Consider the following 13,262-nt stretch of genomic DNA (forward strand, 5'->3'; position numbering starts at 1 on the left):
GCCGCCTGTTTCAGCGCAACCGTTTCTTCATGAAATAGAGGGGGATGGCACCATCATCGCCTTCGAGTTCACCGAACGCCACATAGCCCTGCTTCTCGTAAAAGGCGCGTGCCTGGAAGGCGAATGTACCGAGCCACACGCCGATGGAACCACGCTTGCGTGCAATCGTCTCCGCTTCCGTGAGCAGTTCGGCTCCAAGCCCGATGCCGCGATAGGATTTCGGCACGAGCAGGAATTTGATATACGACCAGCCGTAGTCGTCCGTACCATAAAGACCGCCGATGACCGTGCTGGTTTGCGGGTCGCGCAGGACGACGGCAAAATCCGGTGTCTCCGGTGCGAAACCCCGCATTTCAGCGTTGAAAGCGGTGAGGGCGGTATCGATGGTGTCGTGGATCTCGGCAGAGGGATTTTCGGCTATGATCTCGACAATGGGGCGCATGCAAACTCCAGATTGACCAAACGGGCCTACGTGCCGGCGGCGCGTTCCTTCGCCTTCACGGCGACGATCTCGCGGAAGGCATTCGTCAGCACGTCGACCGACTGCGCACCCATCACCGCATATTTGTTGTCGATGATGAAGCAGGGCACGCCGGTGACGCCCATGTCGCGGGCCATGCCGATCTCTTCCTTGACCGCGTCGACATCGGCGCCGGCGGAGAACAGCGCACTCACCACGGCGCGATCCATGCCGTTGTTTTCCGCAATGTCGAGCAACACCGCGCGGTCGCCGACATTGCGGCCCTCTTCAAAATAGGCCTTGAACAGGGCCATCGCCACGCGGCTCTGGATGTCCGGGCTCTCGATCATCGCCCAGCGCAGGAGGCGGTGGGCATCCAGCGTGTTCGGGCTGACCGTCACCGCCGGGAAATCGAAATCGATACCGTCCTCATGGCCGAGATCCGTCAGCATCTTATGCGCGCGCTCGACAGCGTCGGCGCCGCCGAGCTTTTCGGCGAGGTGTTTCTTGTGGTCGACGCCCTCGGCGGGCATGTCCGGATTGAGCTGGTAGGGACGGAACGTCACGGCCACGGCAACGTCGCCCTTGACGTTGTCGATCGCTTTCTCAAGCCGTTTCTTGCCGAGATAGCACCAGGGGCAAACGACGTCCGAAACGACATCGATCGTAATGGCTTCCATCCGGATTTCCTTTCGAGATACCGGAAATTTCCGGCATATGCACATTGACGCGGTACCTGACCGCCGAGATAGGCCGACCCGGCGAGGCTTTCAACAGGTTACCATAAAGTACCCGTAATTCTGGGGATGTCCTCTTTATTGTGCCTTCTCGTCCCACCATACGGGTAACTGGAAGCCCCAGAGCGGCGTCATCTCGGGACGGCCGATATGTTTGTTGCGCGCAATCCATTGTTCGCCCAGATGATAGAGCGGCACAATGTAATTGCCGGAAAGCAGCATCCGATCCTGGAGACGGACGGCAGATTGAAAATCCTCTGCCGTGCGGGCGGCGAGAATGGCTGCCATGACACGGTCGATATCGGCATCGGCGACGCCTGCGAAATTCTCGCTGCCTTCGATATCCCGCGCCTGCGTTCCCCAGCGGCGCACCTGTTCGAGACCCGGCGACAGGGAGGACAGGAAGGCTTTCATGATGACGTCGTAGTCAAAAGTCTGGCTGCGGCTCTGGTATTGCGAATCATCGACGGTTCTAAGGCTTACCCGGACACCCAGGGCGGCTAGGAAACGCTGGTAGGCGAGGGCGAGTTTTTCCTGATCGGCGTTCTGTGTCATGATTTCGAAGGCCAGCGGCTTGCCGGAGGCATCGACCATGCGGCCGTCCTTGATCGAGTAACCCGCCTTCTGGAAATGCGTCATCGCCTCCCGCAGAACCTTGCGGTCACGGCCCGAACCGTCGGTCACCGGAAGGCGATGCGTGCCGGCGAGCACGGACGGATCGATCTTGTTCACCGCGTCGCCGATGATGTCGCGTTCGCGTGCGTCGATCGGCACATTGAGCGATGACAGTGCCGAATTCTGCCAGAAGCTTTCCGTGCGCGTATAGGCGTTTTCAAACAGGGTCCGGTTGACCCACTCGAAATCGAAAACGAGCGAGAGCGCCTTGCGCAATTCCGCGTTCTGGAAGACGGGCCTTCGCGTATTGAAGACGAAGCCGAACATGACCGGCGGCAGTTTCGATTTCACGGCGTCCTTGACGACCGTGCCGGAGTGGACCGCGGGAAAATCGTAACCGCGCGCCCATTTCGTCGGATTGCCTTCCTGGTAGACGTCGATCACGCCCTTCTTGAAGGCTTCGAACAATGAATTGTCCTGCAGGAAATATTCGACGGATATCTCGTCGTAATTGTCGAAACCGACTTTCGAGGGAATGTCCTTGCCCCAGTAGTTCGGATCGCGCTCGTAGACGATGCGTTCGCCCGGCTTCACGGCCTTGACCTTGTAGGGGCCGGAGCCGAGCGGCAAGGCGAGCGAAGACCGGTCGAAGGTTTCCACGTCGATCGCGTGTTTCGGCAGGATCGGCGAGAAGGCGATCAGCAGCGGAGCCTCGCGGTCGCCCTTGTCGTTGAAGGTGAAGCGGACACTGTGCTCGCCGGTCTTTTCGAGTTTCTCGACGGTGTTCAGCCGGATGCTGAACGGCGCACGGCCCTTGTCGCGCATCAGTTCGAAGGTGAAGATAACGTCTTCCGGCGTGACCGGTTTTCCGTCTGCCCAGCGCGCCTTCGGGTTGAGATGAAATTCGATGAAGCTGCGGTCGTCGTCCCACTCGACGCTTTCCGCGAGCAGGCCGTACATGGAGAACGCTTCGTCGCGCGAGCGCACCATCAGCGATTCGTAGACGAGATTGCCGAATTCGGGGTCCCACATGCCGCGCGCCGTCGTGCGCATGCTTTTCAGGATGAAAGGATTGAGGCTGTCGAAGGTGCCGACGACGCCATAGGAAATGCGGCCGCCCTTCTTCACGTCCGGATTGACGTAGCTGAAGTGCTTGTAGTCCGGCGGGAGAGCCGGGTCGCCGTGCATGGCAATTCCGTGGACGGGGGCGGCATGGCCAAGGCTGGCGGGCAGGCCGATGAGGCAGGCCGCAAAGGCCATCAAGAAGGGACGCAAGGGGATCTCCTCGTGGGGTCCGGATGATTCTTGACCATTATACCCGCTGGAACGGGGACAGCAGTGTGGCAAGTGAGGGAAATCGAATGTGTGCGGGATTTTCGCAAGAAAAGCTGGATATCCGCAGCCGCCCATTGTAACAGGGTTCGCCGAAGCGGGTCATGCAAATGCCTCAATTCGCCGACAGGAGAGCGCACGGCTGACCAAATGCCCGAGAGGGGCTCAAGGAGGGGCGTCGTCGCTCCGGCACCGGATTTCAGGAGACCGAACTCGTATGATCTTCACATCGCACCTCATCAAGCGGACCGTGCTTTCCGCCTTTGCTGCTAGCGTCGCCCTGGCGGCTGCGCCGTCTGCATCGTTTGCACAGCAGCAGGCCGCTCCGCCGAAGGGCTGGTTCAAGGTCTGCACCAAGCAGGAAGACAATGACGTCTGCATCGTGCAGAACCTGCTGGCGGCCAACAGCGGCCAGCTGATCACGGCTGTCGGCCTCATCACCGTCACCGGCAAGACCAACCGCAAGATCATGCAGGTCTCGGTCCCGAGCGCACGCCTCATCCCGCCGGGCATCCAGATGCAGATCGACGGCGGCAAGGGCCAGAAGCTCGATTACGCCATCTGCATGCCCGACAAGTGCGTTGCCGAAGTGCTTCTGACGGACCAGATGATCGCCAGCCTCAAGAAGGGCGGCGAACTCGTCCTGACCTCGATCAACTTCCAGCGTGCGCCGAACCCGATCAAGATCTCGCTTGAGGGCTTCACCGGCGTGTTCGACGGCGAGCCGATCGAGCAGTCGAAGCTCGAAGAGCGCCAGCGCCTGCTGCAGGAAGAAATGCAGAAGAAGGCTGAAGAGGCCCGCAAGAAGCTCGAGGACGCCCAGAAGGCAGCCAAGAGCCAGTAAGCCTCACGGCGACCAAGACATTAAAACCCGGCCAAGAGCCGGGTTTTTTGTATGTGGAGCCTGGCCGACACGATCGGGCTTTGCGGAATCGGCGGGGCGCTTTATATCTGCACGACTGTTCTGGACTAAAAGGGGTGGTTCGGGACGGAGGAGGGGAACATTCTTGCGCAAAGGCTTGCTTGAAACCGTCATCAGCGGGATGAACACGCGTACCAGCCACGCGCAGGTCGTCAACGAATTGGGCAGGGCTATCATCGCGGGGGATTATCCCGTCGGGGCAACGCTGCCGGGCGATGCCGAGCTTGCCGCCCGCTTCAAGGTTTCCCGCACCGTCCTGCGTGAGGCGATGAAGACGCTCGCGGCCAAGGGCCTTGTGGTGCCGCGCGCGCGCATCGGCACCCGCGTGACGCCGAGCATGCAATGGAACCTCTTCGACAGCGATATCCTCACCTGGTACTTCGCCGTCGGCGTCAACGAAGACTTTCTGCTGCATCTTTCCGAGGTGCGGCTTGCCTTCGAGCCGCATGCGGCGGCGCTTGCGGCACGGCACGCTTCGGAGGCGGATATCAGCCAGATGATGCGCCTTGCCGTCGCCATGGGCGATCCCGAGCATACGGCCGAAACGCTCGCCGTAGCCGACCTGAAATTCCACCTGGCCGTGCTCGAGGCCTCGCGCAATCCCTTCCTGCGCACGCTGGGCAGCCTCATCGAGGCCGGGCTTGTCGGTGTCTTCAAGCTGAGTTCACCCGCCGCCGACCGCGGCAAGATCAGCGATGTGTCGACCAGCCATATCCGCATCGTCGAGGAAATCGACAAACGCGACGAGGACGGCGCACGGCGCGCGATGGAAAACGTCATTCGGGTTGGACGCGAGCGGGTGGTTGAGGCCCTGCGCAGCGACGACTAGTCAGGTCGACGACGGCTGGGCGAGATCCAGTTCGCCCTGCGCGCCATTTTCCGGGCGATGTCCCTTTTGCCCATCGCCGGCAAGCAGCCGATCGGCCATTGCCGCGGCAAGCTCCTCCTTGGCAAGAACGATGTGATTGGCGCCGAATTGTCGGAGGTGATCGGCCTCGGCCTGAGAATTCGCCCGCGCCACGATGTTGATCGCGCCATTGGCGGCCCGCGCTTGCTCGATCAGCGTACCGGCGGCAAATGCATCCGGAAGGGCGGTCACGAACCATCGCGCGGCGGCAATATTGGCTTGTGCGAGCACGCCACGGCTTCCGGCCGGCTCGCCGATCGCCTCGGTACCTCCATCGCGCAACTCTTCCGCCACGCCGGCCCGCTCCTCGATGACGAGCAGGGGAATGCCGGCCGCCCGCAACTGATCGACGATGCGTTTGCCGACCCGGCCATAGCCCACCACCACCGCATGGTCGGTGAGTGTCGTCGGCTCCGGCACATCCTGCGCAGGCTCGTCCGGCGGCGGCGCCACGTTTTCGTCTCCTGCCGGTTCCGACGCGGTTGGGGCCGTGTCGAGCTTGGCACCATAATGATCGACCGCGAGGAAGAGCAGGGGATTGACGAGGATCGAAAACAAGGCGCCCGCAACAATGAGATCCTGCGCGACGGGCGGCAACAGGTCGAGGCCTACACCCAGAACGACGAGAATGAAGGAGAATTCGCCGACCTGCGCCAGACTGGCGGCGATGGTCAGCGCGATCGTGCGCGGATAGCCGAATGCCTTGACGATCAGATAGGCCGCCGCCGACTTGATGAAGACGATCGTCACGATGGTCGCGAAGATGGCCAGCGGCCGTTCGATCAGGTTGACCGGATTGAACAGCATGCCGACGGAGACGAAGAACAGAACAGCGAAGGCATCGCGCAACGGCAGTGTTTCGCGCGCGGCCTGCTGGCTTAGCTGCGATTCGGCCAGCACCATGCCGGCAAAGAACGCGCCCAGCGCGAAGGAGACACCGAAGAGTTTAGCCGAACCGTAGGCGACACCAAGCGCGATGGCGAGAACCGCAAGGCGGAAAAGCTCCCGCGAGCCGGTATGCGCGACATAGTGCAGGATCATCGGAATGACCTTGCGCCCGACGATGAGCATCAGCGCGATGAAGGCGGATACCTTGAGCGCGGTGACGCCGACCGCCGTCCACACCGAACCGATCCCCAGCGCCCGCGTCAGTTCTGGATCGACATTGGCGGTCTGCGCCGTACCGCCCAGCACGCCCGCGAGCGGCGGCAGGAGCACGAGCGTCAAAACCATCACCAGGTCCTCGACGATCAGCCAGCCGACCGCGATACGGCCTTTTTCCGTCTCCACCATGCGGCGCTCCTGCAGCGCGCGCAGCAACACCACGGTACTGGCGACGGACAGCGACAGGCCGAACACGAAGCCGCTGCCCGCCGACCAGCCCATTGCGAGCGCAAGCAGCAGGCCAAAGACGGTCGCCACCGCGATCTGACCGATTGCACCCGGAATGGCGATCGCCCGGACCGACAGCAGATCCTTCAGGGAGAAATGCAGGCCGACACCGAACATCAGCAGGATGACGCCGATCTCCGCCAGTTCGTTTGCGAGATTCTGGTCCGCGACGAAGCCCGGTGTGAACGGGCCGATGATGACGCCCGCCAATAGGTAGCCGGCTATCGGTGGCAGGCGGAAGCGATGCGCCACCAGTCCCGCCGTGAAAGCGAGGCAGATACCGGCAACCAGGGTTGCGATCAACGGTGTCGCGTGGGGCAATGCACGATCCCGGTTTCTATGGGAGAATTTCAGCGGATCGCAGAAAATTCTCTATAATTCAAGAGGATAGGGTATCGTCGCCGGTTTTTGCGTGCAAGGCGGAAAATGCATCAGTCGTCGTTGCTGGCGTCCAGCTCTTCCGGCCGCTTGCCCTCGTCTACTGCGCGGGTGACAAGCTGGGCGGCGCCCATCGACTGATAAAGATTGAAAAGCGCCTCGCTCGCCCGCGCGGCAAGCCGGAACCATTCGCTGTTGCCGGCAATTGCGGGGTGGTGAAGAAGCTGGTCGTCGACCAGATCGAGCACGATGGAGGTGGTATGGACAGCCTCGTGGAAACCGAAGGTGCCGGACGCATAGTGGGAAAGCAGGACCGGCGGCGTCATGGCACGTTCGGTGGCCAGAATGTCGAGCTGCTTCAGGCGTTCGTCTTCCAGTTCGATATCGGTGCTTTCCAACATGGTCGTCTCCATTCGTTTCTAATCCCAGAGATACTCGATTCGAGTGTAACGACGGAGAAGAAGAAGCGAGCGATCCGGCTGAATTTGATAGGTCTCCACGACGCGGCGGCCACGCTTGTCGAAGAACGTGTGATCGAAGGTGCTGCCGATCGGGGCTTTCGTCAGCTTGCTGCGCGGCTGGCCGCCATAGGTGATGCTGCCCGGGATGGGCTCCACCGACGATGGGGCGCCGGTCGTACAGGCGGCAAGCAAGAGCACGGACAGAAGGGGCGGAACAAGACGGATCATGATGGTCTCCTTGGGCATAGTCTAGCAGATCAGCGCGCGACAACCATCATGAGAAACGGGCGGCCAAGGCCGCCCGTTTTCATCCATATCAGCCCTGCGGCGTCAATGTCACCGATGTGCCGGTTGCCGCCAGGTTGAGACCGATCTGGCCGCTGATGCTGACCGTCTGCAGGTGGATCGACCCCGAGGTGCCGCCAACGAGCAGGTTGGTGCCGACGCCGAAGCCGAGGGTCGCCTCAGCCGTCGCGCCCTGGTAGAGGCCGCCAAGCGAACCCTGATGGTAGCCGGCCGTCGGCGCGAAGACCGCCCAGACGATGCGGCCCTGTGTGGTGAAGCCGAGGTCGACGCCCATCTTGCGGATGACGCCGGTGTAGGAATCGTGTGCGCCGCGGCTGGAGGAGAAGACGCAATCGACGGTCTTTGCCGAACCCAGCACGTAGCCGACTCCGCCGCCGACGTCGCAGGTCAGCATTCCGATCTTCACACCGCCCTGGTCGCCACGGTCGACATAGGTCGGCGCTTCTTCGCGGATAACCATATCCGCCGCGCCGGCCGTCGTCGCGATAGCCTGCGCAAGGGTCAGCGCGAGGACTGTTCCGAGCTTCTTGTTCATCTGTGCACTCCTTCTAACAGGCACGATAATGGCGAATCCGGCGAAATTGTTCCGGGTCGCACTGCATCTCATGGCGAAGATCGTGGCAGAGTGTAGGCAGGTAATCTTTTGATAACACATTGCAGGCGCCAACGGAGACAGCGTCCACCGGTTGAGGCTTTTCAACAACATATCCGGGGCAGGGCGGCTGCATCACACCTGGTTGATCGTCGGCAGATGCGTGATCACCTCGTCACGGCGCTTTTCGTCGAGACGCGCGATATGCTCGTTCCAGAACGCTTCGGCCGCGCGCGTCTCGTGCTTCCATTGGCGTGTGCTGAGGTGATTGTCGTCGATCTTCGCCAGCCGCCCTCCGCCGAGGCGAACATATTCTGCGGCAAGTTTTGCGGTCGATGTCTGTTCCATGGCGGCCTCCTGTGGTGGCCAACCGAAACCCCGCATGCTGCCTGATTGTTCCGGCAACAAAAAAGGCCGGGGCGAAACCGCACCGACCTTCCTCATCATCACCTGTTCACCAGTGCCAGTACATCCGTGGTCAAGGGCATCAGGTGATGCGGCCATCGCGAGCGGCAGATATTTTCCAGCGCTCATCAGCAAGGCCGATGACGGGTATATAGGAGGGCATTGTGTTCAAAACAAGTTCACGCCGTCTTAGATTGTTTAGGCTAAGTGATCGCGCCAGAAGCCACGTTTTAAAGGGGTGGAAAGCGTGCATAGGGATTTTCCCCGCGAGGAATTCAAGCTTTCGGAAGGACATCACTATCTGGCTGTCCTTCTTCTTAGTTTTCTAATGGCGTATATGGCTGCGACCGGCATTTATGCAATTTTACCGACGGGTCATTGGCTTGCGCCCGTTGCTGCTTTGGCTTCCAGCGCGGTTGTTTTCGTGGTTTTTATCGTGATGGGTCTCCGGACTATCGCCAAAATAGACGTCGACCGCATTGTCCTGGCCATCGATCCCGAAGGCATTCATGTCGCGGATGTGCGGGGCTTTTACATGAAAGGCACTCTATCAACGCATGTTCCCTGGACCTGTGTCGAAAAAATTCAATATGTTGTTTCGGGGCGGTTCAAGGAGACCAAAAGAATTATCGTCGAAACCCGTGATCACGCCCATCAAAGCATAACGATCCCGGCGAATGACCTTCGTTGCGACGATCCACACCACCTCTACGAAACGATGAAACGATACCGGCGCCAGTTCGCACCGATCGTTCAAAATGAACTAGGCCTCAAAGCCTACCGCTCTTCCGCCTGGACGGGCCTTGATGAGGATTATTGAGAGCGGCTGTAATTCTTCAGGCGTGTGTCAAACGTTGACGATGGGATGAAAGCTGCTAAAAAGCGGCATCGCTTGAAGACTGAAGAGCCGGCTTTAAACACGGTTTACGGACTTCTCCCGTCCTGGAGAAGAAGGCCTTCAAACAGATGGAAGAGTGTCCGAGTGGTTTAAGGAACCGGTCTTGAAAACCGGCGTGCGGGAGACCGTACCGTGGGTTCGAATCCCACCTCTTCCGCCAGCCCTGATTTTCGAGAGCTCAGGGTGACTGGTTTTGCGGTCACCCCAGGAAGACCGACTTCACCCCGTCCACCACGAACTGCACCGCCAGTGCGGCCAGGATGACGCCGAGGAGGCGGGTCAGGATGGCGCGGCCGGTGTTGCCGAGGAAACGGTCGATACGCTCGGCGATCACCAGCGAGAGAAAGAGGATGGCGATGCAGAGCGCGATGACGCCGATGAGCGCGCCGCGCTCCAGCGCCGACGGGAAGGAACCGGAGGTGAGGATCGTCGCGGAGATGGCGCCGGGGCCGGCGATGAGCGGCAGGGCGAGCGGGAAGACGGCGATATTGTGGATGTGATCGCGGGTGATCGCCACCTCACTGGTCTTTTCCTTCCGTTCGTTGCGGCGCTCGAAGATCATCTCGAAGGCGATCCAGAACAGCAGCAGGCCGCCGGCGATGCGGAAGGCGCCGATCGAGATGCCGAGAAGCGACAGCACGCCAGCGCCTGTCAGCGCAAAAACCGCCAGGATACAGAAGGCGATGATGCAGCCGCGCAGCGCCACCTGCTTGCGCTGCGCGCGCGTCATGCCGACGGTCAGCCCCAGGAAAATCGGTGCGAGCCCGGGCGGATCGATGGTCACGAGCAGCGTCGTGATCGCATTGACCAGAAGGTCGATGTTGAGCATTGCGGCGTTCCCCTCGCCATTGTGCGGCCGCTTTTGGCGGCTTTATGCCGACATTGTTAGGCGAGGGTGGTGTGCAAGGGAAGGGCGGTCGCGGGCTTGTACCGACAATGTCTCGAAAATGCGCAAATTGGCGGATCTTCCTTGCAAAAGCCTGTTCAAAACCCTTTGCAAAATTGGCGCGGCAAGCGCCGGTAGGCTATAAATCAAGACTGATTCTGAACAACGATCGTGATCAAAATTGACAGAGCAATCGACACCCGGCGGCAAAAACCCACCCGGCATTGAGCCTATTTCCATCATCGAGGAAATGCAGCGGTCGTATCTCGACTACGCGATGAGCGTGATCGTGTCCCGCGCGCTGCCCGATGTGCGCGACGGCCTGAAGCCCGTGCACCGGCGCATCCTCTACTCGATGAGCGAGATGGGCGTCGACTGGAACAAGAAATACGTGAAGTCGGCGCGCGTGACCGGTGACGTGATGGGTAAATACCATCCGCACGGAGACTCGGCGATCTATGATGCGCTTGCCCGCATGGCGCAGGATTGGTCGCTCCGCCTGCCGCTGATCGACGGTCAGGGCAATTTCGGCTCCATCGACGGCGACCCGCCGGCAGCCCAGCGTTATACGGAATGCCGTCTGGAAAAGGCGGCACACTCGCTGCTCGACGACCTCGACAAGGAAACCGTCAACTTCCGCGACAACTACGACGGCACGATGAGCGAACCCGTCGTCGTTCCGGCAAAGTTTCCGAACCTGCTGGTCAATGGCGCTGGCGGTATCGCCGTCGGCATGGCGACGAACATTCCGCCGCACAACCTGATCGAAGTCATCAACGGCTGTATCGCACTGATCGACAATCCGGCGATCGAGTTGCTCGACCTGATGCAGCACATTCCCGGTCCCGATTTTCCGACCGGCGCCCTGATTCTCGGCCGCGCCGGCATCCGCCAGGCCTACGAGACCGGCCGCGGCTCCGTGGTCATGCGCGGCCGCGCCACCATCGAGCCGATGCGCGGCGACCGCGAGCAGATCATCGTCACGGAAGTTCCCTTCCAGGTGAACAAGGCGACGATGATCGAGAAGATGGCCGAGCTGGTGCGCGACAAGCGCATCGAGGGCATTTCAGATCTGCGCGACGAATCCGACCGCGATGGCTACCGCGTCGTCATCGAGCTGAAGCGCGATGCCAATGCCGAGGTTATCCTCAACCAGCTCTACCGTTACACGCCGCTGCAGACCTCCTTCGGCTGCAACATGGTGGCGCTGAACGGCGGCAAGCCGGAGCAGATGACGCTGCTCGACATGCTGCGCGCCTTCGTCTCGTTCCGCGAGGAAGTCGTCAGCCGCCGTACGAAATATCTGCTGCGCAAGGCGCGTGACCGTGCCCATGTCCTGGTCGGCCTCGCCATCGCCGTCGCCAATATCGACGAGGTGATCGCCCTTATTCGCCGTGCGCCCGATCCGCAGACGGCGCGCGAGCAATTGATGGAGCGCCGCTGGCCGGCAAAGGACGTTGATGTGCTGATCAAGCTCATCGACGACCCTCGTCATCGCATCAACGAGGACGGCACCTACAATCTCTCCGAGGAGCAGGCTCGCGCCATCCTCGAACTGCGTCTCGCCCGTCTCACGGCACTCGGCCGTGACGAGATCGACGAAGAACTCAACAAGATCGGCGAGGAGATCAAGGATTACCTCGATATCCTTTCGTCGCGCCTGCGCATCATGACGATCGTCAAGGACGAGCTTATTGCCGTGCGCGACGAGTTCGGCACGCCGCGCCGCACCGAGATCGTCGAGGGCGGTCCGGACATGGACGACGAGGACCTGATCGCCCGTGAGGACATGGTCGTTACCGTGTCGCATGCCGGTTATGTCAAGCGCGTGCCGCTCGCGACCTATCGCGCGCAGCGCCGTGGCGGCAAGGGCCGCTCCGGCATGGCCATGAAGGACGAGGATTTCGCAACCCGTCTGTTCGTTGCCAACACGCATACGCCGGTGCTGTTCTTCTCCTCGCGTGGCATCGTCTACAAGGAGAAGGTCTGGCGCCTGCCGATCGGCACACCGCAGTCGAAGGGCAAGGCACTCATCAACATGCTGCCGATCGAGCCCGGCGAACGCATCACGACGATCATGCCGTTGCCCGAGGATGAAACGACGTGGGAAAACCTCGACGTCATGTTCTCGACGACGCGCGGCACGGTTCGCCGCAACAAGCTCAGCGACTTCGTCCAGGTCAACCGCAACGGCAAGATCGCGATGAAGCTCGAGGAAGAGGGTGACGAAATCCTCAACGTCGAGACCTGCACGGAGCAGGACGACGTGTTGCTGACGACGGCGCTCGGCCAGTGCATCCGCTTCCCGGTCGATGACGTGCGTGTCTTTGCCGGCCGCAACTCGGTCGGCGTGCGCGGCATCTCGCTTGGCTCCGGCGACCGCATCATCTCGATGACGATCGTCAGCCATGTCGATGCCGAGCCGTGGGAACGCGCCGCCTACCTCAAGCGCTCCGCCGCCGAACGCCGCGCCAGCGGTGTCGACGAGGAGGATATCGCGCTGGTCGGTGAAGAGGTCGGCGAAATCGGCGACCTGCCCGAAGAGCGCTATCAGGAACTGAAGGCGCGCGAACAGTTCGTGTTGACTGTGTCGCAGAAGGGCTTCGGCAAGCGCTCCTCCTCCTACGACTTCCGCACGTCGGGTCGTGGCGGTAAGGGGATCCGCGCCACGGATACCTCGAAGACCAATGAGATCGGCGAAGTCGTCGCGGCCTTCCCGGTCGAGGACAAGGACCAGCTCATGCTCGTCTCGGACGGCGGCCAGCTGATCCGCGTGCCGGTCGATGGCATTCGCATCGCCAGCCGCGCGACGAAGGGCGTGACGATCTTCTCCACTGCCAAGGACGAGAAGGTCGTGTCGGTCGAGCGCATCAGTGAGCCGGAAGGCGAGGATGATGTGGAAGAGATCGGCGTCGAAGGTGAGATCGAAGCGGGAGATGCAGCGCCGCCCGCCGAGGAATAAGCCCTTCAC

General features: G+C 61.2%; 13 protein-coding genes and 1 tRNA gene. 5 read left to right on the plus strand and 9 right to left on the minus strand.

Annotated features, from left to right (window positions below; translation table 11 throughout):
- Positions 1-10 precede the first annotated feature (10 nt).
- From GR138_RS11565 to GR138_RS11575, 3 genes are all read right to left on the minus strand, one after another.
- The gene (locus GR138_RS11565; RefSeq protein WP_160859418.1) at positions 11-442 is read right to left on the minus strand and encodes a GNAT family N-acetyltransferase; all 432 of its coding nucleotides are present in this window, start codon (positions 440-442) and stop codon (positions 11-13) included.
- Between the two features lie 26 nt (positions 443-468).
- On the minus strand, positions 469-1,140 hold the full coding sequence (locus tag GR138_RS11570) for a DsbA family oxidoreductase (RefSeq protein ID WP_160859419.1): 672 nt from the start codon (positions 1,138-1,140) through the stop codon (positions 469-471).
- A 135-nt stretch (positions 1,141-1,275) separates the two neighbouring features.
- Positions 1,276-3,072, minus strand: coding sequence for an extracellular solute-binding protein (locus GR138_RS11575; RefSeq protein ID WP_160859797.1), 1,797 nt, complete (start codon positions 3,070-3,072; stop codon positions 1,276-1,278).
- A gap of 289 nt (positions 3,073-3,361) precedes the next feature.
- On the opposite strand from GR138_RS11575, the gene GR138_RS11580 reads away from it, so the two are divergent.
- Both GR138_RS11580 and GR138_RS11585 read left to right on the plus strand, forming a co-directional pair.
- The gene (locus GR138_RS11580) at positions 3,362-3,988 is read left to right on the plus strand and encodes an invasion associated locus B family protein (RefSeq protein ID WP_160859420.1); all 627 of its coding nucleotides are present in this window, start codon (positions 3,362-3,364) and stop codon (positions 3,986-3,988) included.
- Between the two features lie 199 nt (positions 3,989-4,187).
- Positions 4,188-4,895, plus strand: a complete 708-nt coding sequence (locus tag GR138_RS11585) for a FadR/GntR family transcriptional regulator (RefSeq protein ID WP_160859798.1) — start codon at positions 4,188-4,190, stop codon at positions 4,893-4,895.
- Here GR138_RS11585 and GR138_RS11590 read toward each other — a convergent pair whose 3' ends face one another.
- The 5 genes from GR138_RS11590 to GR138_RS11610 all read right to left on the minus strand — a co-directional run bounded on the left by GR138_RS11590 (position 4,896) and on the right by GR138_RS11610 (position 8,450).
- Positions 4,896-6,686: a cation:proton antiporter domain-containing protein gene (locus GR138_RS11590; protein ID WP_160859421.1), complete on the minus strand. Its 1,791-nt coding sequence runs from the start codon at positions 6,684-6,686 to the stop codon at positions 4,896-4,898.
- A 110-nt stretch (positions 6,687-6,796) separates the two neighbouring features.
- Positions 6,797-7,144 carry a hypothetical protein gene (locus GR138_RS30240; protein WP_202402620.1) on the minus strand — a complete coding sequence of 116 codons (348 nt, stop codon included), beginning with the start codon at positions 7,142-7,144 and terminating at the stop codon, positions 6,797-6,799.
- A gap of 18 nt (positions 7,145-7,162) precedes the next feature.
- Positions 7,163-7,432, minus strand: a complete 270-nt coding sequence (locus tag GR138_RS11600) for a hypothetical protein (RefSeq protein ID WP_160859422.1) — start codon at positions 7,430-7,432, stop codon at positions 7,163-7,165.
- Between the two features lie 88 nt (positions 7,433-7,520).
- The gene (locus GR138_RS11605; protein WP_160859423.1) at positions 7,521-8,045 is read right to left on the minus strand and encodes a DUF992 domain-containing protein; all 525 of its coding nucleotides are present in this window, start codon (positions 8,043-8,045) and stop codon (positions 7,521-7,523) included.
- 192 nt (positions 8,046-8,237) lie between these two features.
- Positions 8,238-8,450 (minus strand): hypothetical protein, encoded by a 213-nt coding sequence (locus tag GR138_RS11610; protein ID WP_160859424.1) that lies wholly within the window; start codon positions 8,448-8,450, stop codon positions 8,238-8,240.
- Between the two features lie 304 nt (positions 8,451-8,754).
- Here GR138_RS11610 and GR138_RS11615 point away from each other — a divergent pair, with 304 nt between their 5' ends.
- Positions 8,755-9,327, plus strand: a complete 573-nt coding sequence (locus GR138_RS11615; RefSeq protein WP_160859425.1) for a hypothetical protein — start codon at positions 8,755-8,757, stop codon at positions 9,325-9,327.
- 148 nt (positions 9,328-9,475) lie between these two features.
- Positions 9,476-9,565 (plus strand) — tRNA-Ser (locus GR138_RS11620).
- A 39-nt stretch (positions 9,566-9,604) separates the two neighbouring features.
- Here GR138_RS11620 and GR138_RS11625 read toward each other — a convergent pair.
- On the minus strand, positions 9,605-10,234 hold the full coding sequence (locus tag GR138_RS11625) for a MarC family protein (RefSeq protein WP_160859426.1): 630 nt from the start codon (positions 10,232-10,234) through the stop codon (positions 9,605-9,607).
- Positions 10,235-10,472: 238 nt separating this feature from the next.
- Between GR138_RS11625 and gyrA the strand changes: the two genes are divergently transcribed.
- Positions 10,473-13,253 (plus strand): DNA gyrase subunit A, encoded by a 2,781-nt coding sequence (gyrA, locus tag GR138_RS11630; protein ID WP_160859427.1) that lies wholly within the window; start codon positions 10,473-10,475, stop codon positions 13,251-13,253.
- The last annotated feature ends 9 nt before the right edge of the window (positions 13,254-13,262 follow it).

Origin of the sequence: Shinella kummerowiae, from assembly GCF_009827055.1 — a bacterium.
Classification (GTDB): Bacteria; Pseudomonadota; Alphaproteobacteria; order Rhizobiales; family Rhizobiaceae; genus Shinella; species Shinella kummerowiae.